Origin of the sequence: Oryzisolibacter sp. LB2S, assembly GCF_040732315.1 — a bacterium.
Classification (GTDB): Bacteria; Pseudomonadota; Gammaproteobacteria; order Burkholderiales; family Burkholderiaceae_C; genus Alicycliphilus; species Alicycliphilus soli.
This window is the reverse complement of sequence record NZ_CP160388.1, coordinates 933,118-959,620: the sequence shown is the minus strand read 5'-3', so window position 1 is coordinate 959,620 and position 26,503 is coordinate 933,118. Positions and strand designations below refer to the sequence as shown.

The following is a 26,503-nucleotide window of genomic DNA, read 5'->3' as shown; positions in this document are numbered from 1 at the left end:
ATGGCGCAAGCAGCAACTACGGGTTTTCGCTACATTCGCCCGATGCGCGACGCGACCCGAAAACTCTCCATGGCCCAGGTGCTGATCTGCGGTGCCACCATCGTTACCCTGTCCATGGGCATACGCCATGGCTTTGGCATGTGGCTGCAGCCCATCACGCAGGACATGGGCTGGACGCGCCAGACCTTCGCGCTGGCCATGGCGATACAGAACCTGTCCTGGGGCCTGTTCGGCATCTTCGGCGGCATGCTGGCCGACCGCTTCGGGGCCTTTCGCGTGCTCATCCTGGGCGCCCTGCTCTACGCCCTGGGGCTGGCCGGCATGGCGCTGTCGCCCACGCCGCTGTTGTTTTCGCTGACCACGGGCGTGCTCATAGGCGCGGCCCAGGCGGGCACGACCTACGCCATCATCTACGGCGTGCTGGGCCGGCAGATTGCGGCCGAGCGGCGCTCCTGGGCCATGGGCGTGGCGGCGGCCGCGGGCTCGTTCGGGCAGTTCCTCATGATGCCGCTGGAGGGCCAGCTCATCCTGCGCCTGGGCTGGCAGGATGCGCTCCTGGTGCTGTCGGCCATGGTGCTGCTCATCGTGCCGCTGGCCTTCGGCCTGCGCGAGCCGGGCTTTCACGGCAGCGCACCCGTGCAGCGCACGCAGTCCGCGCGCCATGCCTTTGCCGAGGCGCTGCGCTACCCGAGCTTTCTGCTGCTCACCGCGGGCTACTTCGTCTGCGGCTTTCAGGTGGTGTTCATCGGCGTGCACATGCCGAGCTATCTGCGCGACCACGGCCTGTCCCCCCAGGTGGCGAGTTACGCGCTGGCACTGATCGGGCTGTTCAACGTGTTCGGCACCTATGCCGCGGGCACGCTGGGCCAGCGCCTGCAAAAGCGCCACATCCTGGCCTTCATCTACTTTGCGCGTGCCGTGGTCATCAGCGTCTTTCTGCTGGTGCCGCTGTCGCCGCTGTCGGTCTATGTGTTCTCGGCCGTGATCGGCGCGCTGTGGCTGTCCACCGTGCCGCCCACGAATGCCGCCGTGGCGCAGATCTTCGGCGTGCAGCACCTGTCCATGCTGAGCGGCTTCGTGTTCTTCAGCCACCAGATCGGCAGCTTCCTGGGCGTGTGGCTGGGCGGCTATCTGTACGACACCACGGGCAGCTACGACATCGTCTGGTACATGGCCATTGCCCTTGGCGTGGCCGCCGGCCTGATCAACCTGCCCATCCGCGAGGGCGCCATCGCGCGCGCCACGCCCCGGGCCGCCTGACCATGCGCGCCGCTCACAAACGCTGGCTGGCCCTTGCGATGGTGCTGGCCGTGCTGCTGGCCGTGTTTGCGCTCTACCTGCGGCCCGAGTTCATGCTCACCCTGGCCGACCAGATCTGGGCCTGTTTCTGACATGCACGCCGGCCTCCCCCCCTCGGACTGGATCCGGCGCTGGAGCCATCTGGTGCCGGCCGGCGCCAGCGTGCTCGACCTGGCCTGCGGCCAGGGCCGGCACATGCGCTGGTTTTTTGAGAGAAATCACCCCGTAACGGGCGTGGACAAAGCGCAGGAAGCTATTGAATCAGTAGCGCACCTGGGCGAGACCATCTGCGCCGACATCGAAGCCGGCCCCTGGCCGCTGCCGGGCCGGCGCTTTGGCTGCGTGGTGGTCACCAACTACCTGTGGCGCCCGCTGCTGCCCACCATCGTGGACAGCGTGGCGCCGGGCGGCGTGCTGCTGTACGAGACCTTTGCCCAGGGCAACGAGACCGTGGGCCGGCCCGCGCGCGCGGAGTTTCTGCTCGCCCCCGGTGAACTTCTGCGCGCCTGCGGGAGTCTGCACATCGTCGCCTATGAGAATGGCCTTCTCGACGCGCCCGCGCGTTTCGTGCAGCGCATCGCCGCGGTGCGCGCGGCGCCGGGCGCACCGCCGCGCCTGCCGCTCGTGGCGCACCCTAGTTAGAATGCTCTTTTACCGTTTTCGACCGCGGACATGACCTCTTCCAGCGCCACCCTCACGGGCAGCATCGTCGCCCTCGTCACACCCATGCACGACGACGGCAGTGTGGACTACCCCACCTTGCGCAAACTCATTGACTGGCATGTCCAGGAAGGCACCGACTGCATAGGCGTGGTCGGCACCACGGGCGAATCACCCACAGTGAACGTCGAGGAGCATTGCGAGATCATCCGCGTGTCCGTCGAGCAGGCCGCCGGCCGCGTGCCCATCATGGCCGGCTGCGGCGCCAACTCCACCGCAGAGGCCATCGAGCTCGCACGCTTTGCCAAGAAGGTCGGCGCCGACAGCCAGCTGCAGGTTGTGCCCTACTACAACAAGCCCACACAAGAGGGCCAGTACCGCCACTTCAAGGCGATCGCCGAGGCCGTGGGCGACCTGCCCATGATTCTCTACAACGTGCCCGGCCGCAGCGTGGCCGACATGCACCACGAGACCGTGCTGCGCCTCACCCAGGTGCCGGGCATCGTGGGCATCAAGGAAGCCACGGGCAATATCGAGCGCGCGCAGTGGCTGATCCGCGACGTGCCCAAGGGCTTTGCCGTGTACTCGGGCGACGATCCGACGGCCGTGGCCCTGATGCTGTGCGGCGGCCAGGGCAACATCAGCGTCACGGCCAACGTGGCGCCGCGCCTGATGCACGAGCTGTGCGTGGCCGCCATTGCCGGCGACACGCGCCGCGCCATGGAGATCCAGTTCCAGCTGATGCCCGTGCACAAGCATCTGTTCGTCGAGGCCAACCCCATTCCCGTGAAGTGGGCCATGCAGCGCATGGGCCTGTGCGGCGGCGCCATGCGCCTGCCCATGACCCCGCTGTCGCAGGGCAACGAGGCCGTGGTCGAGGGCGCGCTGCGCGCCGCCGGCCTGCTGCCGGCCCACAACGCCTGACCCGATACCGCCGGACACCCCCCGGATCCACAAGGATTTTTTGCGTGAACGCCACCACCCGCCTGGGCCTGCTGGGCCTTGCCATCTCCCTGTCCGCCTGCTCCGCCCTGGAGAGCGACAAGATCAACTACAAAAGCGCCACCAAGGGCGCGACGCTGGAGGTCCCGCCGGACCTGACCCAGCTCTCGAAGGAGTCGCGCTACACCGTGCCCGGCGGCGTGGTGTCTGCAGCAGCCTTCGAGGCCGGCCAGGCCCAGCAGCCACGCAGCGCCGACAACGCCGCCCCCCGTGCCATCGGCGACGTGCGCATCGAACGCGACGGCAACCAGCGCTGGCTGGTGGTGAACCGCACACCCGACCAGCTGTGGGAGCCCGTGCGCGAGTTCTGGCTGGAAAACGGCTTTGTCTTTACCCAGGAGCAGCCCAAGCTCGGCATCCTGGAGACCGACTGGGCCGAGAACCGCGCCAAGCTGCCGCAGGACATCATCCGCTCGACCATCGGCAAGGTGTTCGACTCGCTGTATTCCACGAGTGAGCGCGACAAGTTCCGCACGCGCCTGGAGCGCACGGCCAATGGCGCCACCGAGATCTTCATCACCCACCGCGGCATGGAAGAGGTCTATACCAGCGCACAGAAGGACAACACCATCTGGCAACCGCGCCCCGCCGACCCGGAGCTCGAGACCGAGTTCCTGCGCCGCCTGATGCTCAAGCTCGGCGTGAGCGAGGAACAGGCCAAGGCCGCCACCGCAGCCCCCGTTCCCGTCGCAGCCGGCGCACGCATGGCCACCGTGAACGATGCGCCCGTCGTGCAGCTCGATGAGGGCTTTGACCGCGCATGGCGCCGCGTGGGCGTGTCGCTCGACCGCACGGGCTTTACCGTGGAAGACCGCGACCGCAGCCAGGGCGTGTACTTTGTGCGCTATGTGGCGCCCGCCGACAAGAAGGAACAGGGCTTCTTCAGCAAGCTGTTCTCGAGCACTCCCGAGACCGGAGCGCCGCTCAAGTACCGCATCGTCGTACGCAGCGAGGGCAACCAGAGCACCGTCTCGGTGCTGAACGCCACGGGCGCTCCGGACAATTCGGCCAACGCCCAGCGCATCGTGCGCGTGCTGTTCGATGATCTGAAGTAAACCCGCGACCACCGGGCCTGCGCCGACGCGCCGGGCCCGGGTCACAGGCAACAAAAAATTGCTCATGTCAAGCCCTGGCCCGGAATTTCCAGGGTTTGAAATCATAAGCAGGGCAATAGGTTAGCTCTGTTTTGGGCCACTTGAAGTGACTGCTGCGTCGTGGGCTAGGTGCCACATAAGAGCGTCGGGAGAGAAAGCCGGATCGCACTTGGTCGTGCTGGATTGCCGGGAGGCGGCGGGCTTGTCGCACCATGATAGCCCAAGTGGCTTCGCAGCATCCAGAACGAAGAACGCGCAGCCGAAGGCTGCGCGTTCGATGAATGCCGTTGGATGGCACGCGACGCCATCAGGCCGGTTTCGTTGGCGCGCTCCGTATCGCCGAGCCCTTCCTGAATCCCCTGTCCCCCGCCATGAAGGCTTCCAGCATGTACGGAATCAGCGTCATGGCATCGACCACCTCGCCATACGCTTGAGCGTGCAGCGCGGCGTAGCAGTCGAGGTCGGCCTTGAGGCTGGCCGGGCACGAGAACGTGAGCTTCGTGCTCTCAGTCTTGGGAAGCGGCCCGAGCCGCAGCTTCTTGGTGGTGTTCATCGCATTGCTCCCCGGTTGAAGAACATTGGCTGGTACGGTCGCAGCACCAGATCGCGGTTGACGATGATCCGCACCGGCAGGCCCGGCCGCTCCGTCAAAGTCGGCTGGATGTTCATGTTGCGCCTGGTCATCTCCTGGCCCACCTGGTTGATGCTGTCTTGTGCGCTGTCGCGCCCAGCGATCACGATGCGGTTGCCGTTCTGCCGGTTCTCCGGCGCGGCCAGCTCGGCACCCACGCCCAGCAATGTGGTCAGCGCCGCACCGGCAAAGACGCGATCCCAGTGCCAATCGACACCATCCTCCAGGCCGGCATAGCCGGCCGGATCGGTGCCCGCGAGGTTGTCGAGCTTCAGCGAAGACGTGTCCGGCAGGATGATTCGGTTCCACACCACCTGCACGCGGCTTTGCCCGTAGCTCACCTGGCTGTTGTACTTGCCCAGGATGCGCGATCCCTGCGGGATCAGCAGGAACTTGCCCGTCGCCGTGTCGTAGACCGGCTCCGTCACCGTGGCGATCACGTCGCCCGGCAAATCAGACTTGATGCCCGTCACCAGCGCACCGGCGATCACCGTTCCCGCCATGACCTGATACGGCGAGGACGGCATTTGCAGACTGGTGGAATTACGGGTTTCCGTAGAGGCGCCTTTCAGGAAAGCCTCTTTCTGGTTTTGCCGGTTCTGCACGGCGGTTGGGTCGGCAGGCTGGGCCGCCGTCGAGGCCGGGCCAGCGGCCAGCGGGTCGAAGCCCGCCAAGGCCGATGCCGGGCCAGCTGCTTGCGCGGTCGCTGGCGCTGCGGTCTTGCCGGGAGTGCCTGAGCGGAAAAACACCGACGAGGCTGCGGCTGCTTCGGCCTCCTTGCGCCGCGCATCCTCCGGGTCATGACCCGGTGGCGCATAGGTCGGCGTCACCGGCTGCTGCGACTTCACGATGGCCGGGCCAAGGTCGCCGGGCAGCGGCGGCCCCAGCTCCGGCACCTTCGGCAGCTTGGAGTAGTCGGAGGGCAAGCCATCCAGCCCTTCAGACTTCGACACGCGATCGACGTTGTACAGCTCGGTCCGCTCGCCTGCGCCGCGCCGATGTGACTGCAATGACCAGATCGTGGCTCCCAGCACGGCGACCGACAGGCCGCCGGTGAGCATGGCCAAGGTGCGCCGGTTCAGGCGCGTTACCGGGCGCGGCTGGGCGCGCAGCGCCACCGCCTCGGGCGCGACCTTGCCCGCCTGCGCCGCAAGATCAGGGGAGTCGTCCTGGCTCATGGTCAGTTCCTCCGCGTTCCGTCCGTGCGCTCGATCCGAACCACATCGCCCTTGTCACCGCCCAGGCGCAACTCGGCCGCGCCGAACAGGCGATCCACGATGTAGTACGGCGAGCGGAAGCGGTAATTCACCAGTTGCCCATCGCCCTGCGCGCCGATGACGAACAGCGGCGGCAACTCGCCTTGCGCGATGCCAGCGGGGAACTGGATGTAGACCTTCTCGCCATCGTCGAAGGCGCGCAGCGGCTTCCACGGCGGGTTGCTGCCGCTGACCGCGTAGCGGAAACGGATCTTCTCCAGCGACAGGCCAGCATCGACCGGCGCGGCGGCGCTGGCCGCCTGCGCCTGGCGCTGCAAGGCCAGCATCTTGTCCTTGGGGTACTCCCAGGACACCGACGCCATCCACGTCTTCTCGGTCGAGGTCAGCTCCAGCAGGTACGTCCTGCGGCTGGTCGTGATGACCAGATTCGTCTTCAACCCCGAGCGGATCGGCTTGACCATCACGTTGACGCGCAACGCATCGCCGCTGCCGCTCGATGTATCCCCGACGATCCAGCGCACGGTATCGCCGGCGGCCACCGTCACCAGATCTTCACCGGGCTGGAGCGCGATCACCGTCACGCGGCCCACTGCCGCATAGACCTGGTACAGCGCCCCATCCGTGAAAGGCCACACCTGAATTGCGTTGACGTACCCCTCGCGCGTGGGTGCAATGCGCGCCTCGGCGTTGGCGCGGGACACGCGCACGGTTTCATCGGCGGGTTCTGGGGCGGGCTTGGTATCCGGCACAGGTTTCATTTGCGTCGGCATCGGCAGCACCTGTGGCACGGCCACCACCTCCACCGGCGCAGGCGGCTCCGGCAGCGGCTGGGCCTGCACCGGCTCATCGAGCGAAATGGACGGCGGCGGCTTGCCCTGCGTGGCGCAGCCCGCGAGGGCAAGCAACATGATCGGCAAGGCGGATTTACGGAAAAGATCATTCATGGTTTTGCTCCTTCGTTTCCTTCCAGTTCGCGGCTCCACGACAGCCCGTTGACGTAGATGCCCAAGGGGTTCTTGCGCACCCGCTGCTCGGTGCGCGGCGTCTGCTGCACGATGGAAACCACCGCGTTCCAGCGCTCGGTGCGATCCAGCGCACCGTTGACAAAGCGCGTCTCCGTCCAGCGCACGTTGAAAGACGTGTCGCTGGCGCGCGTCACGCTGCTGATCTGCACCGTCACCGACTCCTTGCCGATGCGCGTGAACGGATCGGCCACCCGCGCGTACTCGTTGAGCACGACCGCCCCCTTGTCGGTCGTGTAGTCGTAGGCATCCAGCCAGTTCTGCCGTACCACGATGGGATCGATGGACAGCGAGCGCACCAGGCCGATGAAGCGGCCCAGGTGGTAGGCAATCTGCGCATCGCTGGGCCGGTACGGCGTGGCGGCTTCGCCGACGGCACGCACCTGGCCCGCGTTGTCTACCTCGATGACGTAGGGCGTCACGATGGACTGCGCGGAACGCCAGACCAGGCCGCCGGCCATCAGCACGGCCAAGGTGAGGCAGCCAAAGGCCATGAAGCGCCAATTCCTGGCCTGCACGCGGGCCGAGCCGATGCGCTCGTCCCAGACCTGAGCTGCGGATTGGTACGGAGTGGCAGGCTGCGGCGTGTCGGCGTAGCGCACCTGCGGTCGTTTGAATCGCATGGAAGTTCTCCTCATGAATCGGAATCACGCAGGCTTGGCCCCTGGCTGGAGCTGCCACCGTCGCCGCCGCGCAGCGTGTGGGCGGCGGTCGTAGCGGCATGGGTGAGCTGTTGCCTTCGATGCAGGCGCTTGGCCCAGGCGGGTTGTTCGGCAGACGGAGCCGATCCGGCAGCGTCAGGGCCGGCGGGTGCGGCGCCGGAGGCTGGCGCGTCATCGGGCCGAAAGGCCGCCGCCATGCGCTCCTTCATCGAGCGCGCCCCATCGGCCACCTTCTGCCCGGCCGCCTGCGCGCCAGTCTTGGCGACATTGCCCACGCCAGCAGCGGCACCCTTCAGGCCGCCACCGGCCGAAGCGGAGCCCGCCTGGTACGCCGACCTGGCGCTGCTGGCGGTCGATGCCATCGAGCGAGCGGCGGCGGGTGCCATGCGCGCCCCGGCCGCCACGGCACTTCCGACGCCCGTAGCCGCGGCACCGACCGCCACAGCGGTTCCGGCTGCGCCGATGGCGGCACCGGCCATCGCGCCCGCGCCGAGCTGCGGCCCGCCGGACACCAAGCCAGTTGCAATGCCCGGCCCGAAGATGCCCAGCGCCAGCAGGGACAGCGAAGCCAGCATGATGACCAGCGCCCGGTCGATCGAGGGCTCCGAGCCTGCCGGTATGTTGAACTCGGAGAACAGGCCCGAGCCAATGCCCACGATGACGGCCAGCACCAGCACCTTGATGCCCGACGACACCACGTTACCCAAGACCTTCTCGGCCAGGAACGCCGTCTTGTTCCAGAGAGCGAACGGCACCAGCACGAAGCCCGCCAGCGTGGTCAGCTTGAACTCGATCAGCGTGACGAAGAGCTGCACCGCCAACACGAAGAAGCTGACGATGATCACCAGCCACGCGAAGAACAGTACGACGATGGGCGCGAGGTGGATGAACACCTCGGGGAAGCCCGACAGCCCCTTGATCTGGTCGAGGATCGGCGCCGCTGCGTCGATACCGGCCTTGGCCAACCGTCCCGGCTGCAAGAAGTTGCCCATGCTCAGGCTGGAGCCGCTGGCCGTCAGGCCCAAGCCCGCGAAGGAGCGGAACACCACGCTGGCCAGCATGTTGAAGTTGCCGATGATGTAGGCGAAGGCACCGACGTACAGCACCTTGCGGATCAGCTTGGCGATCACGTCCTCGCCCTGGCCGGTGGCATGGCCCATCGCCCAGAACAACCCGGCGAGCGTCATGTCGATGACGATCAGCGTGGCCGTGAGAAACGCCACCTCGCCATGCAGCAGCCCAAATCCCGAGTCGATGTAGCGCGAGAACACATCGAGGAAATGGTCAATGATCGAAATGTCATTCATGGCAAGTCCTCCTGCCCAGGCGAGGCCGTTGCCACCGCATTGCGGTCCTCGGCGGGTTCATCGAAGCTGGGCGGAATCGGCGGCAGATCGGCCAGCGTCCGGTACTCATCCGGCCCGGCCAGGCCGGAGAGAAAGCGGCGCAAATCGGCCTGGGCCACCTGCGCGCAAGACGCGCCGTCGAGCTGGCCCGCCCGGCATTGCTCCTTGAGCAAGCGCAGCCGCGACGGATCTGCCGAGAGCGCATCGACCGAAGGCACCTCCTGCTGGCCGCAGCCGGCCAGCAGGAGCACAAAACCGCAGAGAGCAGGCGCGCGGGTCATGGCAGCACCCGTCAACGGCTGTAGAAATCGACGGACTGCGGCGTGTACGGCGTGCCTTCACCCAGGAAGCGCCGGTTCACCTCGCGGCCTCGCTCCACAGCGGCGGCCTGCCGCGCCAGTTCCAGCGAAGCGGCACGATCCTGGGTGATGCTCAGGCGCTGCGTCTGGATGGACTGCTTGGCCTGCAAGGCCAGAAGCTGGTTCATGGCCTGCATCGCCTGCAAAGCGCCCACGGCCGACTGGCTCTTGCCCACGAGGTCGGCCAGCACGCCTTCGTCGTCGCTCAGGTTCTGCGACGCCTGGGCCTGCATCTGCATGGTGGTCTGCAGGCCGCTGAGCGTGTTCTTCCAACGCTCCTGCGCGTCGCGGTACATCTGATTGCCGCTGACGGTGGCGGCGTACTGCTCCGGGTACAGGCGCTGGAACTCCCGATCCAGATTGGTCACGTCATAGGCCAGGCCCTTGGCCTGCGCGATCAGCCGCTGCGTGGTCGCCAGGTTGGCGCGCAACTGGCCCACTACGCTGGACGGCAGGCTGGCGAGGTTGCGCGCCTGGTTGATGAGCATCTGCGCTTCGTGCTGGAGCTGCTTGATCTGGTTGTTGATCTGCTCCAGCGTGCGGATCGCGGTCAGCGTGTTCTGCACGAGGTTCGTAGGGTCGATCACGACCCATTGCGCCTGCACGGCGGTAGCGGTGCAAAGCATGGCCGCGACGGCGGCGGCGAGAAGACGCTTCTTCATGATGGGTTCTCCTTGGGGTGGGTGGACGGGAACGAGGACAGCAGTTCGGCCGCCCAATGCAGGCCGCGGTGGCGCAGCCAGGCGGCTGCGAACGGGGTGGATGCAGATGTAGCGGCGAGCACCGCGTCGATGTCGCGCTGGTCTTGCGGCGTGGAAGCACCCGCGAAGGCCAAGGTCGCGGCGCCCAGGTCGAGGTCGAACAGGCGGTTGCCGAGACGGGATTGGTAGTAGTAGTCGCGCTTGGGCTGCGCGGTGGCGACGATTTCGATCTGGCGCGAGTTCAGCCCGAAGCCTTCGTAGATAGCCCTGATCTGCGGCTCGGTCGCCTGCGGGTTGGGCAGGAAGATGCGGCTGGCGCAGCTCTCGATGATGGCCGGCGCGATGCTCGAATCCTTGATGTCGGCGAGGCTCTGCGTGGCGAAGATGACGCTGACGTTCTTCTTGCGCAGCGTCTTGAGCCACTGGCGGATGCGGGCCGCGAACACCGGGTCATCGAGAAACAGCCACGCCTCATCGAGGATCAGCAGCGTGGGCGCACCGTCAAAGCGTTCATCGAACCGGGCAAAGAGGTAGTGCAGCACGGCCATGACGGCGGCCTTGCTGTGCATCAGCTCTTCCATCTCGAAGCACTGCACGGCGCCGGAACCCAGGCGATCCGAATCCGCATCCAGCAGCTTGCCGTGGGCGCCGCCGAGCACGTAGGGCGCGAGCGCCTGGCGCAGCGCGTTCGATTGCAGCAGCACCGACAGGCCGGTCATCGTGCGCTGCTCCAGCGGAGCACCGGCGAGGCTGCCGAGCGCCGACCAGATGGCAGCCTTCTCCTCCGGGCCGACGGTCACGCCTTCATGCCGCAAGCGGCCTTCGATCCACTCGGCGGCCCAGGTTCGATAACCCTCGCGGTCGATGCGGGCCAAGGGCTGGAATGCGATCTCGCCATCCATACCGAGGTCGTAGTGCTCGCCGCCCAGACCCAGCACCGTTGCCCGGATGGAGCGGCCCATGTCGAACGCGAGGATGCGCGATCCGCGATAGCGCCGGAACTGCATCGCCAAGGTGGCGAGCAGCACCGACTTGCCCATGCCGGTCGGCCCCGCGACCAGCGTGTGGCCCACGTCGCCGATGTGCGTCACCAGCCGGAACGGTGTCGCGCCGTCGGTGCGCGTCACGATCAGCGGCGGGCCGTTGAGATGGTTATTGCGCTCGGGGCCGGCCCATACCGCCGACACCGGCATCAGGTGCGCCAAGTTCAGCGTCGAGACGATGGGCTGGCGCACGTTGGCGTAGGCATGGCCGGGAATGGACGACAGCCAGGCATCCACCGCGTTCAAGGCCTCGGGCATCGTCACGAAGCCCCGGCCCTGGATGACCCGCTCCACCATGCGCAGCTTCTCGTCGGCCTTCGCCGGTTCGGCATCGAGCACCGTCACCGTGGTGGTGACATACCCGAAGGCCACCTGATCGCTGCCCAGTTCCTGCAAGGCCGCGTCCGCATCGGCCGATTTGTTGCTGGCGTCGGTATCGACCAGCGGGGTTTCCTGCTGGAAGATGGTTTCGCGCAGCAGCGCGATCACGTTCTTGCGCTTGGCGAACCACTGGCGGCGCAGGCGGGACAGCTCCTTTTCCGCATCGGCTTTGTCCATGCAGAGGAACCGGGTGGACCAGCGATAGCCAAAGCCGAGGCGGTTGAGGTCATCCAGAATCCCCGGCCAAGTCGAGGTCGGGAAGCCACGCACCGACACCACGCGCAGGTGCTGGCCGCCCAGCATGGGCGCCAGGCCACCGACCAGCGCGGAGTCGGTCAGCAGCGCATCGATGTGGAAAGGCACTTCAGGCACGCCGACGCGATAGCGCCGCGTCGAGATGGTGGCGTGCAGGAAGGTCAGCGTCTGGCTGTCGTCCAGCCACGCGATTTCCGGCATCACGCCATCGAGCAGGTCGAAGATGCGATCGGTTTCCGCGACGAAGGCCGTCAGGCGCTCGCGCCAGTCCACGCCTTCGGTGGGCCGGTTCTCGTACAGCATCCCGGCCGCGCGGGCGCGTGATTCCTCGGGCGGCAGGTACACCAGCGTCAGGTGGTAGCCGCTCTCGAAGTGGTTGCCCGAGTCCTCGAACGTAGCGCGGCGTTCCTCGTCCACCAGCCACGACAACGGCTCGGGAAACTCCGAGTGCGGATAGTCGGCTGCGGGCCGGCGCTCGGCTTCGATGAACAGCGCCCAGCCCGAACCCATACGACGCAGCGCGTTGTTCAAGCGCGCCGACGTGGCAATCAGTTCGCCTTGCGTTGCGCTATCGAGGTCAGGCCCGCGAAACCGGGCCGTGCGCTGGAAACTGCCGTCCTTGTTCAAGACGACGCCCGGTGCGATCAGCCCGGCCCAGGGCAACCAGTCGGCGAGCAAGGCCGGGCGCTGGCGATATTCGGCAAGGTTTAGCATGGCGGCGTCCCCTCACACGTCCAGCAGCGGGCGGTGCTTGATATGCCGGGCGAACACGGCCATGAACTGCGGATCGACGCGCGCTCCCCACACCGCCAGCGAATGGCCGACGATCCAGAGCACCACGCCCGGAATCCACAGTTGCAGGCCCAGCCCGACAGCGGCGGCCAGCGTGCCGTTGGCAATCGCCACGGTACGAGGTGCGCCGCCCAGCAAGATCGGCTCGGTGAGCGAGCGGTGCAAAGGCACCTCGAACCCTGCCGCGTAGCTGTCCGGCGCGTTCATACGACAGCCCCGCCAGAGAACGAAAAGAACGACAGGAAGAACGAGGACGCGGCGAAGGCGATGCTCAAGCCGAACACGATCTGGATCAGCTTGCGGAAGCCGCCCGACGTGTCGCCGAAAGCCAGCGCGAGGCCTGTGGCGATGATGATGATGACGGCCACGATGCGGGCCACCGGCCCCTGGATGGATTCGAGGATGGATTGCAGCGGGCCTTCCCACGGCATCGAGGAACCGGCGGCCTGCGCAGTTCCGGCCAGGAACAGCAGCAGCGCGGACAGCAGCAGCCCTTGCCCCGCAGGGCGGGTCAGGCAGCGCAGCCGCGCGAGGTTGGACGGGTGAGAAGGCGGATTTACGGAAACACGGAAAGCATGGGCGTGCGTCATGGCAGTTCTCCAGAGGGATTGAGGGACGGGGATGAGGAAGTCGCCGCAGCGGATGCGGCATCGAGAACTGGCGACAGCTTGGGAAACGGCGTGTCCATCGCGTCCGCCAGTTGGTAGCCGACGCCGTCGAAGCCGACGACGCGGGCGATGCTCTCGATGCGGCGCTTGCGCCCGCGTCCGGCGATGTGGATCACCACATTGACCGCCTCGGCGATCAGCGCACGGGGCGGGTTCACCGCCACTTCGAGAATCAGTTGCTCCAGGCGCAGCAGCGCGCCGAGCGCGGAGCCGGCATGGATCGTGGCGATGCCGCCCGGATGGCCTGTGCCCCACACCTTGATGAGATCCAGTGCCTCGGCACCGCGCACCTCGCCGACGACGACGCGATCAGGGCGCAAGCGCATGGACGAGCGAACCAGCTCGGTCATCGACACCACGCCTGCGCGGGTGCGCAGGGGAACGTGGTCACGGGCCGCGCATTGCAGCTCCACCGTGTCTTCGAGCACCAATACGCGGTCGCCCGTGGCGGCGATCTCGGCCAATAGCGCATTGGCCAAGGTGGTCTTGCCGGTACTCGTCCCGCCGGCGATCAGGATGTTCTGGCGTTCGCGCACGGCGCGCACCAGCAAGCCCGCCTGCGCGGCGGTCATCATTTCGTCCTCGATGTAGCGCGACAGCGGGATCACGCCAAAGGCGCGCTTGCGCAGCGCGAAGGCCGGCCCTGGCGCTGCCGGCGGCAAGATGCCCTCGAAGCGTTCGCCCGTCTCGGGCAACTCGGCGGACAGCAGCGGCTGGCCGCGATTGGCTTCCGCGCCGACGTGGGCCGCGACCAGGCGGATGATTCGCTCGCCATCCGCCTCAGGCAGTTCCACGCCCATCGGCGCACGCCCACTGGAAAGCCGATCCACCCAAAGGGTGCGATCGGGATTCAGCATCACCTCCACCACGTCCGGGTCTTCGAGCGCAGCGGCGATTAGTGGCCCCATAGCCGTGCGCAGCATCTGGATGCGGCGGTCGAGCGACGTGGCACTCATGGACTGCGGAATGGCGCTCATGACGCACGCTCCTGCGCTTGCGCGGCTGCCGCCGCGTCTTCCATCCGCATCGGGTCGGGATGCAGTTCCTCCACCACGTCGCGCACCAGGCTGCGGCCCCGCAGCAGATGGCGGCCAAGCTGCTCGGTGAACTGCTCAAACCGCGCCTTTCCCTGCGCGCGTGCCGCGTCTTGGTGCGCCTCGGGAACTGGCGTGCTCACGGTCAGGTAGTAGCGGATGAACAGCGCCAGCGTTTCGATGGCGATGTTCTGGTCGCGCTCCATGCGCTCGGCTTGGCGCGACAGGCGATCAAGCCGCTTGGCAATGGCCGCCTCGCGCTGGTCGGCAGCATCGGGCGAAAGCCACGATGCGAGCGCCGCCGCGACGATGGACGACTTGGACACGCCTTTCTTGGCGGCCAGCTCATCGAGCCGCTTGGCGTGCTCCGGCTGGATGAACAGGTTGAGGCGGTAGTGACTCATAGCTCGATTCCGTCGTTGGGGTCGAGGGAAGCCAGCCGGGCCGTGCGCTGCATGGCTGGATCGAGCTGGCGAGGAAGGGGAAGCGGCAGGTCGTCGTCGTCGAGCAGCCCAAGGTCGGCCGCGGGAGCGGCCAGCTCGGGGTCGTAGGCGACGGTTTCGGAGAGTTCGGGCTGACGGCGCGGGCCGCCGTCGTCGGTCGAACCCAAGTTCTCCAGGCCGTCGGCGGATGCCGTGGCTGGTGCGGTGGGCACAGCAGGAATCGCCAGCCCACTCCAGTCGTCGGGCCGCGACGGCGGCGCGTCTGCGTACTGCCCATCCGCCAGCGCGGGCGGTGGCAGCACGCGACGCTTGAAATTGGCGTCCGCGTAGTAGCGCAGCTTCTTCGCCTTGATCGGCGCCACGCTGGACACCATCACCACGGCCTCGTCAGGCGGAAGCTGCATGACTTCGCCCGGCGTCAGCAGCGGGCGCGCGGTTTCCTGGCGCGACACCATCAGGTGCCCCAGCCACGGCGCGAGTCGGTGTCCCGCGTAGTTGCGCTGGGCGCGCAGCTCGGTGGCGGTGCCCAGCGTCTCGGAGATCCGCTTGGCGGTGCGCTCGTCGTTCGTGGCGAACGTCACCCGAACGTGGCAGTTGTCCAGGATCGAATGGTTCTGGCCGTAGGCTTTGTCGATCTGGTTGAGCGACTGCGCGATGAGGAAGCTGCGGATGCCGTAGCCCGCCATGAAGGCCAGCGCCGTCTCGAAAAAGTCCAGGCGTCCCAGCGCCGGGAACTCATCGAGCATCAGCAGCAGCTTGTGGCGGCGCTCGATGCCGTCGGAGCCATCGAGCGATTCGGTGAGGCGCCGGCCGATCTGGTTGAGGATCAGGCGGATGAGCGGCTTCGTCCGCGAAATGTCCGAAGGCGGCACCACCAGATACAGCGACACCGGATGCTCGGCTGCGATCAGGTCGGCAATGCGCCAATCGCACCGCGACGTGACTTCGGCCACCGTGGGATCGCGGTACAGGCCCAGGAACGACATGGCCGTGGACAGCACGCCCGAGCGTTCGTTGTCCGACTTGTTGAGCACTTCGCGCGCCGCCGAAGCGACGACAGGATGCGGCCCATCGCCCAAGTGCGGCGTGGTCATCATCCGGTGCAGGGTCAGCTCGAACGGGCTGGCCGGGTCGGAGAGGAAGTTGGCGACGCCGCGCAGCGTCTTGTCCTCGCCCGCGTAGAGCACATGCAGGATGGCGCCGACCAACAGCGCGTGGCTGGTCTTTTCCCAATGGTTGCGCTTCTCCAGCGCGCCTTCGGGATCGACCAGAATGTCCGCGATGTTCTGCACGTCGCGCACTTCATACGCGCCGCGCCGCACCTCCAGCAGCGGGTTGTAGGCGGCCGACTTCGCATCGGTCGGGTTGAACAGCAGGCAATGCGAGAAGCGCGAACGCCAGCCTGCGGTGATCTGCCAGTTCTCGCCCTTGATGTCGTGGATGACGGCGGATGCAGGCCAGGAAAGCAGTGTCGGCACCACTAGGGCCTGTTAACACATCCGAAGCCCATCAGCGACGAGTACAAAGCTGATGAAGCCGAGGAACATGATGTCGAGTTTCTCGAACCGCGTGAAGATGCGCCGGAAGCCCTTGAGGCGGCGGAATAGACGCTCAACCTCGTTGCGGCGCTTGTACATCTCGCGGTCGTACTCCCAAGGCTCGACGCGGGTACGCAGCGGTGGCACGACGGGGATGTAGCCCAAATCGAGCGCCAACTGGCGCGTCTCGTTGCCCTCGTAGGCCTTGTCCATGAGCAGGTGCAGCGGCCGGTTCGGGGCGCCCAGGCTGGCGAGCAGTTCGCGCCCTTGTGGGGCATCGCCGGCCTGGCCCGGCGACAGTGAGAACGTTATGGCCGTTCGAGCATCCGCGGCAACCATATGAATCTTGGTTGTCCATCCACCTCGAGACTTGCCGATGGATTGGGGGCCGTTTTTTTTAGGTTCTTCACGGATTTGCGTGGAGCCGAGCGCATTGGCAATAAAAACAGCGGTGACATCCGAAGCATGATGGTTGTGCGACCAACCCATCCTCCTCGGAGCACCGCTGCATGCATCAGGATACCTGCTGGCCAACCCTTTGGCCCGGTTTTTACGTTGCCGATTCCTACATACAGGCCGATACAGCCCAATTGCGTCTGCTGCCCGACAGGGCGCAACTGCGCTGTGGTTCGTGCCTGACCCGCGTGAACTCGGTGCATGAATACACCGAACGCAAGGTACGCGATTTGCCTTTGGTGGGCAGGATCCTGACACTGCAGGTGCAGCTGCTGCGCGTGAACTGCCCACACTGTGGGCCTTGCCTGCAGCACGTACGCTGGCTGGGGCGCTTCAGTCGCATCACCGATGCGATGGCGCAGACGGTGGCCAGTTGCTGCAGCCGTATGCCCATCAAGCATGTGGCCCAGATGTTTGGGCTGCACTGGTCGACGGTGCGCCAGATCGACAAGCGCCACTTGCAAGAAGTGGTCAGAGAATTACCCGCACCCCAGCCCACCAGGCTGGTCATGGATGAGTTTGCCCTGCACAAGGGCCATCGCTATGCCACGGTGATTCTGGATGCGGATACACGCCGGGTGCTCTATATCGCCAAGGATCGCAGTCGCAAGGCCATACGCCCCTTCTTCCAGGCCCTGGGCCCACAGGGCTGCAGACGTATCGAGGCCGTTGCCATGGATATGAATACGGCATTTGACTTGGAGGTGCGCCACTGGTGCCCCAAGGCCCGCATCGTCTACGACCTCTTTCACGTGGTGGCCAAGTATGGTCGTGAGGTCATCTCCCGCGTCAGAGTCGATGCGGCCAACGCCTTGCGCCACGACAAGCCGGGCAGGAAGGTGGTCAAGCAGGCCCATTGGCTGCTGCTACGCAACGCAGACAACCTCAAGGACAGTGAGCAAGTGCGTCTGCAGGAGGTGCTGCAGGCCAATGAGGCCTTGATGACGGTGTACGTGCTCAAGCAAACGCTCAAGAGCTTATGGGATGCGCCCGATCCGTGGGAGTGGCGCAGGCGCTGGAATCAGTGGCTGAGCCACTGCAAGGAAAGTGCCATTGTGTGTTTGCAGCAATTTGCAGCCAGGCTGCGCAAGTACTGGCGAGGTATTTTGGCCCGGGTGCGCTGGCCCATGCACACCGGGCAGCTCGAAGGCATCAATAACCGTATCAAGGTCATTAAGCGCATGGCTTACGGGTATCGGGATACCGACTACTTCTTCCTCAAAATCAAGGCAGCGTTCCCCGGGAATCCGTGAAGAACCTTTTTTTAGCGCGCCCGTGCCGTCTGGGTGCACCTTGATGCTTGTGGAGTCCAGTGACACCGCCTCGATCTTGATGCGCACAACCTGAGCCTTCTGCAGTTCCTCGAACATTCTGTCGAGGACCCCAGCCTTGGTCCAGCGGTTCATGCGCGTGTAGATCGTGTGCCAGTTACCGAAGCGCTTGGGCAGTCCACGCCACTTGCAGCCATGCTCGGCTACGTAGAGGATGGCGTTGACGACCTGCAAGTTGCTCAGGCTGACGTTTCCTCGCTGCGTGGGAAGGCAGTGCTCGATCTTGGCGAATTGTTCTGGCGTTATCTCCATGGCTGCCAGTCTGTGCCATGGCGGGCGCAAAAACAATTAGTGTTAACACGCCCTAGGCCGACGCCTTTGCCGCTGCGCGTGGGCGCAAAGGTCAGGACGTGCTCCGGCCCCTCATGTCGCAGGTACTGGCGATCGTGCTGGCCGAGGAACACGCCGGCCGGTTGCGTGAGGCCGGCCTTGCGAATGTCATCCGCGTTCGCCCAGCGGGCCGAGCCGTAGGTCGTGACCAGGCGCGACTGGCGCGAGCGCCATATCGACATGCCGATGGCGACCACCACCGCCAGCAAGCCGCTGCCGCCCGCGATGGCGCCGCCGGTGTCGAACACGCGCGGCGCGTAGGCGTCGAAGACGAACCACCACTCGAACAGCCGCCACGGGTGATAGACCGGCGTACCGAAGAAATCGAACCAGGGCGAGCCAAGGCGTAGCTGATAGCCCAGGGCGGCGGCTGTCCATTGCGTGGCGCTCCACACCCCAGCGATCACGATGCCGAACACCACGGCAATCTGACCGAACAGCACGTTCGTTCCCTGCATCATCCAGCCTCCGATCGCAGCACAGGCATGTGCCGCCCTCGTGAGGATCAGTGCCGCTGGGCGTGCCGGTCAAAGACCGTTATCGGCATGTTGATGCCGCAAAAAGCATGGTTTCCGGCAGGGAAGAACTGGGGCGAAAGACCGCCACAACGGGCGCGCTGCTGCGCAGCGCGCAAAAAGGCGCAGGCACGCGCAGGTGCGTTGCGGCAAACCGACCATCAGAACTTCGGCGGTTCCTTCGGCGGCGTATAAGGCACCTTGCCGTCACCCAGGAAACGCCGGTTCGTCGCTTCGGCCACTCGGTTGCACAGCACGTCGCCCATCGTCGGACGATCCGTCTTGCACTGCTGGCGCAGTTCTCGCAAACGCACGGGGTCAGCAGCCAGTTGCTCCACGCTGGGCACGGCGGCGGGCTTGGACGGCTCAGACTTGCCGCAGGCGACCAGCAGAACTGCTAGCGACGACATAGCGATGATCTTGGATAGGTTCATGGCTTGAATCCTCCGAAGTGAAACGGGGCCAATGGCTAAGCGTCTCCCGGTACCAGGGCTTCGACCCGCTCGATAAAGCGGGCTAGCGCCTGCGACGGCTCGGCGTCGCGGCGCAGCAGATAGGTGGTGAGCATGGGCGACTTTCCCGCGAGCGGTCGGCCCACCACGCCCGGCTCGTGGCTGGAAGCGATGTGCGCGGCGCCTGCGAGCCCCAGCGCCAAGCCGGCCGACACGAAAGTCATCATCACGTCGAACGTGGCGACGTACTGTTCGATCAAGGGCTCCCGGTCCTGCTTGCGCAGGATGCGGTCGATCTGCTTGGCATGGCCTTCGCAAACTGCCGGGTCGCCCAGCACCAGGGGATGTTGCAGCACTTCATCCAGCGGTACCCGCCTGTGGGCCAGTAGTTCATGGCGCGCGGGCATGGCGACCATCAGCTCATCCTCCCAGGCGGGTTCGATGATGATGCCGTCGCCCACCTCGTCGGCCATCGAGAAGCCCGCGTCGTATAGATCGTCACGCAGGCCGCTGAGCTGCTGGGCCAGCGGCACCTCGAACAGGCGGATCTCGATCTCCGGGTCTTCCTCGCGGCAGCGGGCCAGCAGTGCCGGCAGGCGCGAGGGGCTGATGCCGTCGGACAGCGCCACGCGCAACCGGCCGTGAAAGCCATTGGCCGCTGCCTTCACGCTCTCACGCGCTTGGTCCAGCGCCAACAGCACGCGAGGCGCGTTCTCCATCAGCAGCTTGCCCGCAAGCGTCAGGCGCGTGCTGCGGCTGGTACGCACGAACAGTTGTGCGCCCAATTCTTCTTCCAATTCCCTGATGGCGCGCGACAGTGGTGACTGTTCGATATGCAGCCGCTCCGCAGCGCGGGCGAAGTGCAGCTCCTCAGCAACGGCCAGAAAGTACCGAAGGTGACGGAATTCCATGAGTCGATGTCCCTGTAAAGCTTGAAGGGGTCTGTCGTGGTGCCGTAACGGCGTTCATCGCTGTTCCTTTCAAGCGGTTACGCCCTCATGTGCGGGCTCTGCCGTGACATCCTCTTCTTGCTCGTCCGGGCGATGGGCCAGCCGATACAGAATCGGTAGCACCAGCAGCGTCAGCACGGTGGAAGACAAGATGCCTCCGATCACTACGGTAGCCAGGGGGCGTTGCACTTCCGCGCCTGTTCCCGTGGCAATCGCCATCGGGATGAAACCCAGCGACGCCACTAGGGCTGTCATCAGCACCGGCCGCAAGCGTGTCAGCGCGCCCTCGCGGATGGCTTCATCCAGCGGTGTTCCGTCCTCGCGCAACCCGCGGATGTAGGAAATCATCACTAGGCCATTGAGCACGGCCACACCTGACAGCGCGATGAAGCCCACGGCAGCGGAAATCGACAGAGGAATGTCGCGCAGCCACAGCGCCAAGATGCCGCCGGTCAGCGCGAACGGAATGCCAGTAAAGACCAGCAAGCCGTCCTTGACATTGCCGAACATGGCGAACAACAGCAGGAACACCAGCAGCAGCGACACCGGCACGACGATCTGCAAACGCTGCGTGGCTGATTGCAGATTCTCGAAAGTACCGCCCCAACTCGTCCAGTAGCCCGTGGGAATCTTGACCTGTGCCAGCGCCGCCTCGGCGTCGGCCACGAATGAGCCCACGTCACGGCCGCGCACGTTGGCGCTCACCACGATGCGGCGCTTGCCGTTTTCGCGGCTGACCTGGTTGGGGCCGGGTGCCAGCTCGAAGCTCGCCACCTCGGCCAATTGGATGAAGTTCGTCCGTCCTTCGGCACTGCCGGTCCCACCCGTTCCGCGCGGCAGCGGAATCGGCAGGCGCTTCATGCTGTCCAGGTCGTTGCGCAAGGACTCCGGCAGGCGAACCAGGATGTCGAAGCGGCGGTCGCCCTCGAACAGGGTGCCAGCCTCACGCCCGCCGATGGCGGTGGCCACGGCATCTTGGATGTCGGCCACGTTAAGCCCATAGCGCGAGGCTTTTTGGCGGTCGATATTCACGGTCAGCATGGGCAAACCGGTGGTTTGCTCCACCTTGACCTCGGACGCGCCGGGAATCTTCTGCAACATGGACGAGATCTCTTCACCCGTCTTATTCAGGACATCCATGTCGTCGCCAAAAATCTTCACCGCCACATCGCTGCGAACCCCTGAAATGAGTTCGTTGAAGCGCAATTGGATAGGCTGCGAGAACTCGTAGTTGTTGCCCGGCACCTTGCCCACGACATCCTGAATGGCCGCCAGCAATTCGTCGCGCGACTTGCGCGGCTCCGGCCACTCGGACACCGGCTTGAGCATGATGTAGCCGTCGGAAATGTTCGGCGGCATGGGGTCGGACGCGATTTCAGCCGTGCCGGTGCGCGCGAAAATGCGGTCGATCTCGGGGAACTTAGCCTTCAGCGTCGCTTCCAGGCGCTGCTGCATCGCGACCGATTGCGATAGGCTGGTGCCAGGAATGCGCAGGGCCTGGATGGCGAAATCGCCTTCGTTCAGGCTGGGCACGAACTCGCTGCCCATACGGGTGGCGATCAGGCCGCACAGCACCACTGCCACGGCGGCTGCCGCGAGCACCACCGCTTTAGCCGTCATCACGCGATCCAGCAGCGGGCCATACCAGCGCTTGGCCTGCACGACCAGGAAGTTCTCTGTCTCGCTGACCCGGTGGCCGATGAATAGGGCGACCGCTGCCGGAATGAAAGTCACCGACAGGATCATGGCCCCCACCAGCGCGGCCACCACCGTGAACGCCATCGGGTGGAACATCTTCCCTTCCACCCCCGTCAGGGCGAAGATGGGCAGGTAGACCACCATGATGATGAGTTGCCCGAACAGCAGCGCGCGGCGTGATTCCTTCGATGCCAGGAACACCTCGTGAAAGCGTTCCGCCCGCGTCAACGGTCTGCCGTAGTGCGCCTGTGCATGGGCCAAGCGTCGCACGCAGTTCTCGACGATCACCACCGCTCCGTCGATGATGATGCCGAAGTCCAGCGCCCCGAGGCTCATCAGGTTGGCGCTCACCTTGTAATGCACCATGCCAGTGAAGGTGAACAGCATCGACAAGGGAATCACCGTCGCCGTGATGATGGCCGCGCGGATATTGCCCAGGAACAGGAACAGGATCACGATCACCAGGATCGCGCCTTCCAGCAGATTCTTCTTCACCGTGGCGATGGCCTTGTCCACCAGCACAGTGCGGTCGTAGACCGTCACCGCATGCACGCCCTCGGGCAAGCTGCGGTTGATCTCCACCATCTTCTTGTCCACGGCCTGCGAAACCGTACGGCTGTTCTGGCCGATGAGCATGAACACAGTGCCCAGCACCACCTCGCGGCCGTTGTCCGTGGCCGCGCCGGTGCGCAGTTCACGCCCCAGCCCCACGTCCGCCACGTCACGCACCCGTATCGGCACACCGCCCGCACTGCTGAGGATAACGTTGCCAATGTCCTCCAGGGTCTTGACTTGCCCAGGCGCACGGATCAGGTACTGTTCGCCGCGCTTCTCGATATAGCCCGCACCCACGTTGCCGTTGTTGCGATCCAGTGCCGTCACGATGTCTTGCAGGGTAACGCCGAGCGAAGCCAAGCGAGCGGGTATAGGTGCGATCTGATACTCCTTGGCATAACCGCCAATCGAGTTGATTTCAGTCACACCGGGCACGTTGCGCAACTGCGGCTTGATGATCCAATCCTGAATCTCGCGCAGGTCTGTTGCCGTGTAGGGCATGCCGTCGGGTTTCTTCGCACCGTCCTTCGCCTCGACCGTCCACAGGTAAATCTCCCCCAGGCCGGTGGAGATCGGCCCCAGCGCAGGTGTGATGCCGACCGGCAATTTATCCCGTGCTTCCTGGATGCGCTCATTGACCAACTGGCGCGCAAAGTAAATGTCGGTGCCGTCCTTGAAGATCACGGTCACTTGCGAGAGGCCATAGCGCGAAAGAGAGCGGGTTTGCTCCAGGTTGGGCAGGCCCGCCATCACGGTTTCAATGGGGTAGGTCACCCGTTGCTCGGTCTCCAACGGTGAATAGCCCGGCGCCTGGGTATTGATCTGCACTTGGACGTTGGTGATGTCCGGCACGGCGTCGATGGGCAACTTCTGGTAGCTGAACACGCCGACGGCGGCCATGCCAATGGCAGCTAACAGCACTAGCCATCGGTGCTCGATGGCCGCGCGAATAAGTTTTTCAAACATGGGCGTAGCTCCGGCATCAATGGGTGTGCTCGGCAGAGGCTTTGCCGAGTTCAGACTTCACGACGAAACTGCCTGCGGCCGCATATGCCGCACCTGCTTGAAGACCTTGCAGTACCTCGACCCGCTTGCCATCGCTGCGGCCCAACTGCACAGGCTGGGCCACAAAGCCGTCCTTCACCTTGACGAAAACGACCGGCTTGTCCCCCACGCTCTGAATAGCGTCGCTAGCCACGCTGACTGTCACGGCGGTTTCGGACGCAATCACTTCCACATTGACGAACAGGCCGGGACGCCACGCGCCCTGGGGATTGGCCAAGACCACACGAGCCTTGGCCATGCGGGTTTGTTCGCCGATCAGCGCACCCACGAAAGTGATGGTCCCTTGCGCGCTGGCATCGAATGCCGTGGCTTTGATGCTGACCTTTTCACCCACTCTGACCAGCGGCAAATCCTTGGCGGGCACGTTGATCTCTGCCCAGACCTGGCCCAGGTCGGACACCGTGAACACGGCGGCGTCTTCCTTGACGGCCTCGCCCAGGCTGAGGTGCTTTTCAATCACCATGCCATCGAAGGGCGCACGCAGCTCGAAGCGGTTCAGCCCGCCCGAGGAACCTGGGGCCAAGCCCACGGCCGACAGCTTCTGCTGCGCGTTGGCTACGGCGACCTGCGCCTCGTTCAGCGCCTGGCCGGCTTGCAGGTAGTCCTGCTCGGCGGAAATCTTCTGTTCCCACAGCCGCTTCTCGCGTTCAAAAGTTGTCTGGGCCAAGGCCAGCCGCTTTTGCGCCGTCTGCAACTCGCTGCGCTGCTCGGATGCGGCAGGGCTGGCGATAACGGCGAGCACCTGCCCCTTCTTGACCGTTTGCCCCAAACTGGCCTGCACACTTTCGACAACACCCGCAATGCGCGGAACAACGTGCGAGGTGCGGTCTTCATTCAGCCTAATCTCACCCGGCAATTGCAGGGCAGACTTGATGCTTGCAGCCCCTGCGGTGTCAATGCCGATGGATGCAGCCTTGATTTGCGCATCGCTGAGTTCGACTTTTCCTTCCTCCTGGCTGAAGCTGAACGTGAAAGGCGCGTTGGCCGTCTGAGCCACGATGCTGATCTCGAACGCATGAGGTTCCGGGACAATCTCTCGACTCAACAGGCTGTCCTTGTCGGGAGTGAAGTTGAGCGCCTGCTTTTCCCCAGTCAGGCGTGTAACGGTAGCGCTAACCTTGGCGGCGCTGCTGGCTAGCGCCTTTTCCCTTTCGTAGAGCCAGATTCGCAGGCGTGGTTCGCCGCCGTCCTCAGCGAGTAAGGCTTCCAATCCGATGTCCCCTTCTTTGAACAGCTTGCCGCCATGCGGCCCCTTGCTTGACCCCTCGTGGTGCTCGCCGTCCGCATGGCCTTTGTCGTCCTCGTGGGAGTCTGCGCCCGTCTTGCCATGATGCTCACCATCACTGTGGGCCTTGGCTTCCACGTGGCTGCCGTGACCCTCACCCTCAGCGCTCTTATCCGTCTTGCCGCCGAGAATGGCGCTGCCCAGTCCTATGCCCACTGCGGCGATCACGGCGATGGCAAACCACTGCTTCTTGCTGACGTTCAGTTTGTTCGTTTCGGGTTTCATGTTCATTCCTTGTTTGCAGGCAGGGTGGTCGTGGATTCGGATGCGCCGATCACGCGATCCATGTCCGCCGCCGCGCGGTGCGCATCGGCGAGCGCCTTGAGGTATTGGGACTTGGCGGCAAAGTAGGTGCGTTGCGCGTCCAGCACTTCCAGAAAGTTGAACTTGCCGTAACCAAAGCCCACGGTGGCCGCGTCATAGGCGCTCTTGGCCCCTGGCAGCACCTCTCGCTGCAATACGTCGATCTCGCCGCGAACCGACGCCAGCCGCTCGCGGGCTTGCAACACCTCTGTGCTGAGGCGCAGATTCAACGCCTGAAGTTCATCCCTCGCCTTGTCTTCACGCTTCAACGCTTCCAGCAGATTGCCCTGATTGCGGTCGAACAAAGGCAGCGGCACGGAAATGCCGAGCATTAACTGATTGCGCGCTAACTCGTTCGGACGCTTCACGCCCAGGCTGACCGTGACATCGGGCGTCTGCTTGCTGCGCTCCACGTCGGCCAGCGACCGGCGACGTTCGATCTCCAACTGCGCCCGGCGCAGTGCCGAAGAGGCCGACAGGCGCTGCTGGATGTCATCCAGCGAAGGGACGTTGGGAAGATCATCCACGCTGCCCGCTACCTGGGTGAAACGCGGCGGGTTGGCCCCGAGCAAACTAGCCAGCCGCGCGCGGGCACTGCGTTGTTCGCTCTGCGCCTGTGCCAGTTCAACCCGCACGCCGGCTTCGGCCACCCGAGCCTTGGTTTCTTCGACCGGGGACACCTTGCCCGCCGTCACGCGCTTGGCAACGGCATCCGTCGCTTGCCTGGCCAGGTCAACGCTGTCCTGGGCTAAGGCCGTGCGATCCTGGGTGGCCAGCGCCTCAAAGAAGGCGGCAACCACAGCGGCGCGAATTTCGACGCGCCGCGTGTTCAGTTCTTCAACTGCGACGTCACGCCCTCGCTCTGCCGCGGCAATGCGGGCAGCGCGCTTGCCCCCCAGCTCGATGGGCAGATTGATCTGGACGCTTTGCGTGCGGGTTGGCGTGCGTTGGTCTTCGAGCGAGTACGCCAGCTCGGGATTAGGACGTACTCGTCCCTGAATTACCTGGCCCTCCACGGCCTCGATCTCCCGTTGGGCGACAGTCAGGTCAAGATTCGCCTCCAAAGCCAGCGCGACGGCCTTTTGCAGGGTCAGGGGCGTTGCTGCTTCAATCTGCTCTACGCCGTTGGCGCTCTGCCCAAGAGCTGGTGCCGTCGGCAATAACTGAGCGAAAGCCGTCCCCGTCATGAGCGCAAGGAGCAAGCCTGCCGCAACCGCCCTCGCGTTGTAATTGTGAATATCCTTCAGCATCCGATTCTCCAGTGATTTGAAATACACAAGGGAATCGGCGGGGGGCAATCCAGATGATCGCCAGCAACGTCATCACATCAGCCGCGCGAAGCCGGCTGGATACCGTAGCGCGCCATGCGCGACGGCAGGGGTGAGGACGAAGGGAAAGGAACGCGCTCCCCGCCGA

The 26,503-nt window shown here is 65.1% G+C and carries 24 protein-coding genes and 3 pseudogenes; 6 read left to right on the top strand and 21 right to left on the bottom strand.

Annotated elements, in window-relative coordinates; translation table 11 throughout:
* Positions 1-42 precede the first annotated feature (42 nt).
* The 5 genes from ABUE11_RS04590 to bamC are packed head-to-tail and all read left to right on the top strand — an operon-like array spanning position 43 to position 4,016.
* The gene (locus tag ABUE11_RS04590) at positions 43-1,260 is read left to right on the top strand and encodes an MFS transporter (protein WP_367067868.1); all 1,218 of its coding nucleotides are present in this window, start codon (positions 43-45) and stop codon (positions 1,258-1,260) included.
* 2 nt (positions 1,261-1,262) lie between these two features.
* Positions 1,263-1,391 carry a hypothetical protein gene (locus ABUE11_RS04585; RefSeq protein ID WP_367067867.1) on the top strand — a complete coding sequence of 43 codons (129 nt, stop codon included), beginning with the start codon at positions 1,263-1,265 and terminating at the stop codon, positions 1,389-1,391.
* A 1-nt stretch (position 1,392) separates the two neighbouring features.
* Positions 1,393-1,941 (top strand): class I SAM-dependent methyltransferase, encoded by a 549-nt coding sequence (locus ABUE11_RS04580; RefSeq protein WP_367067866.1) that lies wholly within the window; start codon positions 1,393-1,395, stop codon positions 1,939-1,941.
* Positions 1,942-1,971: 30 nt separating this feature from the next.
* Positions 1,972-2,883, top strand: a complete 912-nt coding sequence (dapA, locus tag ABUE11_RS04575; RefSeq protein ID WP_367067865.1) for a 4-hydroxy-tetrahydrodipicolinate synthase — start codon at positions 1,972-1,974, stop codon at positions 2,881-2,883.
* A 44-nt stretch (positions 2,884-2,927) separates the two neighbouring features.
* Positions 2,928-4,016 (top strand): outer membrane protein assembly factor BamC, encoded by a 1,089-nt coding sequence (bamC, locus tag ABUE11_RS04570; protein WP_367067864.1) that lies wholly within the window; start codon positions 2,928-2,930, stop codon positions 4,014-4,016.
* A gap of 346 nt (positions 4,017-4,362) precedes the next feature.
* Here the strand turns inward: bamC and ABUE11_RS04565 are convergent, their stop codons facing one another.
* The 14 genes and pseudogenes from ABUE11_RS04565 to ABUE11_RS04500 form a co-directional block, all read right to left on the bottom strand.
* A complete protein-coding gene (locus tag ABUE11_RS04565) occupies positions 4,363-4,608 on the bottom strand; it encodes a DUF2274 domain-containing protein (protein ID WP_038212423.1) in 246 nt (81 codons plus the stop codon).
* On the bottom strand, positions 4,605-5,864 hold the full coding sequence (locus ABUE11_RS04560) for a TrbI/VirB10 family protein (RefSeq protein WP_038212420.1): 1,260 nt from the start codon (positions 5,862-5,864) through the stop codon (positions 4,605-4,607). Before ABUE11_RS04560 ends, ABUE11_RS04565 begins: the two co-directional genes overlap by 4 nt.
* Before the next feature lie 2 nt (positions 5,865-5,866).
* The gene (trbG, locus tag ABUE11_RS04555) at positions 5,867-6,847 is read right to left on the bottom strand and encodes a P-type conjugative transfer protein TrbG (RefSeq protein WP_367067863.1); all 981 of its coding nucleotides are present in this window, start codon (positions 6,845-6,847) and stop codon (positions 5,867-5,869) included.
* Positions 6,844-7,548 (bottom strand): conjugal transfer protein TrbF, encoded by a 705-nt coding sequence (gene trbF, locus ABUE11_RS04550; protein WP_317703107.1) that lies wholly within the window; start codon positions 7,546-7,548, stop codon positions 6,844-6,846. The genes trbG and trbF overlap by 4 nt, the downstream gene beginning before the upstream one ends.
* 11 nt (positions 7,549-7,559) lie before the next feature.
* Positions 7,560-8,894, bottom strand: a complete 1,335-nt coding sequence (gene trbL / locus ABUE11_RS04545; RefSeq protein WP_367067862.1) for a P-type conjugative transfer protein TrbL — start codon at positions 8,892-8,894, stop codon at positions 7,560-7,562.
* A complete protein-coding gene (locus ABUE11_RS04540) occupies positions 8,891-9,214 on the bottom strand; it encodes an EexN family lipoprotein (protein WP_038212403.1) in 324 nt (107 codons plus the stop codon). Before ABUE11_RS04540 ends, trbL begins: the two co-directional genes overlap by 4 nt.
* 11 nt (positions 9,215-9,225) lie before the next feature.
* Positions 9,226-9,954: a P-type conjugative transfer protein TrbJ gene (gene trbJ, locus ABUE11_RS04535; RefSeq protein ID WP_038212401.1), complete on the bottom strand. Its 729-nt coding sequence runs from the start codon at positions 9,952-9,954 to the stop codon at positions 9,226-9,228.
* A complete protein-coding gene (gene trbE / locus ABUE11_RS04530) occupies positions 9,951-12,386 on the bottom strand; it encodes a conjugal transfer protein TrbE (protein ID WP_367067861.1) in 2,436 nt (811 codons plus the stop codon). Before trbE ends, trbJ begins: the two co-directional genes overlap by 4 nt.
* 12 nt (positions 12,387-12,398) lie before the next feature.
* Positions 12,399-12,671: a VirB3 family type IV secretion system protein gene (locus tag ABUE11_RS04525; RefSeq protein ID WP_367067860.1), complete on the bottom strand. Its 273-nt coding sequence runs from the start codon at positions 12,669-12,671 to the stop codon at positions 12,399-12,401.
* Complete coding sequence (locus ABUE11_RS04520; protein ID WP_367067859.1) at positions 12,668-13,054, bottom strand: TrbC/VirB2 family protein; 387 nt, start codon at positions 13,052-13,054, stop codon at positions 12,668-12,670. Before ABUE11_RS04520 ends, ABUE11_RS04525 begins: the two co-directional genes overlap by 4 nt.
* Positions 13,051-14,109: a P-type conjugative transfer ATPase TrbB gene (trbB, locus tag ABUE11_RS04515; RefSeq protein WP_367067858.1), complete on the bottom strand. Its 1,059-nt coding sequence runs from the start codon at positions 14,107-14,109 to the stop codon at positions 13,051-13,053. Before trbB ends, ABUE11_RS04520 begins: the two co-directional genes overlap by 4 nt.
* Positions 14,106-14,570 (bottom strand): ribbon-helix-helix protein, CopG family, encoded by a 465-nt coding sequence (locus ABUE11_RS04510; protein ID WP_003111089.1) that lies wholly within the window; start codon positions 14,568-14,570, stop codon positions 14,106-14,108. Before ABUE11_RS04510 ends, trbB begins: the two co-directional genes overlap by 4 nt.
* Positions 14,567-16,093: pseudogene (gene traG / locus ABUE11_RS04505) on the bottom strand (IncP-type conjugal transfer protein TraG); the annotation flags it as partial. The gene ABUE11_RS04510 and the pseudogene traG, both read right to left, overlap by 4 nt.
* 6 nt (positions 16,094-16,099) lie before the next feature.
* Positions 16,100-16,636, bottom strand: coding sequence for an IS5 family transposase (locus ABUE11_RS04500; protein ID WP_367067857.1), 537 nt, complete (start codon positions 16,634-16,636; stop codon positions 16,100-16,102).
* Between the two features lie 20 nt (positions 16,637-16,656).
* Between ABUE11_RS04500 and ABUE11_RS04495 the strand changes: the two genes are divergently transcribed.
* Positions 16,657-17,856, top strand: coding sequence for an ISL3 family transposase (locus ABUE11_RS04495; RefSeq protein ID WP_367067856.1), 1,200 nt, complete (start codon positions 16,657-16,659; stop codon positions 17,854-17,856).
* Positions 17,857-17,862: 6 nt separating this feature from the next.
* Here the strand turns inward: ABUE11_RS04495 and ABUE11_RS04490 are convergent.
* From ABUE11_RS04490 to ABUE11_RS04460, 7 genes and pseudogenes are all read right to left on the bottom strand, one after another.
* Positions 17,863-18,186, bottom strand: a pseudogene (locus ABUE11_RS04490) (transposase); the annotation flags it as partial.
* 53 nt (positions 18,187-18,239) lie between these two features.
* Positions 18,240-18,722: pseudogene (locus tag ABUE11_RS04485) on the bottom strand (type IV secretory system conjugative DNA transfer family protein); the annotation flags it as partial.
* 218 nt (positions 18,723-18,940) lie between these two features.
* Complete coding sequence (locus tag ABUE11_RS04480) at positions 18,941-19,213, bottom strand: EexN family lipoprotein (RefSeq protein WP_038212385.1); 273 nt, start codon at positions 19,211-19,213, stop codon at positions 18,941-18,943.
* Between the two features lie 35 nt (positions 19,214-19,248).
* Positions 19,249-20,142, bottom strand: coding sequence for a LysR substrate-binding domain-containing protein (locus ABUE11_RS04475; RefSeq protein WP_038212384.1), 894 nt, complete (start codon positions 20,140-20,142; stop codon positions 19,249-19,251).
* 69 nt (positions 20,143-20,211) lie between these two features.
* Positions 20,212-23,400, bottom strand: coding sequence for a CusA/CzcA family heavy metal efflux RND transporter (locus tag ABUE11_RS04470; RefSeq protein WP_367067855.1), 3,189 nt, complete (start codon positions 23,398-23,400; stop codon positions 20,212-20,214).
* Between the two features lie 16 nt (positions 23,401-23,416).
* A complete protein-coding gene (locus tag ABUE11_RS04465; RefSeq protein WP_367067854.1) occupies positions 23,417-25,009 on the bottom strand; it encodes an efflux RND transporter periplasmic adaptor subunit in 1,593 nt (530 codons plus the stop codon).
* A gap of 2 nt (positions 25,010-25,011) precedes the next feature.
* Positions 25,012-26,337 carry a TolC family protein gene (locus tag ABUE11_RS04460; protein ID WP_367067853.1) on the bottom strand — a complete coding sequence of 442 codons (1,326 nt, stop codon included), beginning with the start codon at positions 26,335-26,337 and terminating at the stop codon, positions 25,012-25,014.
* Positions 26,338-26,503 lie beyond the last annotated feature (166 nt).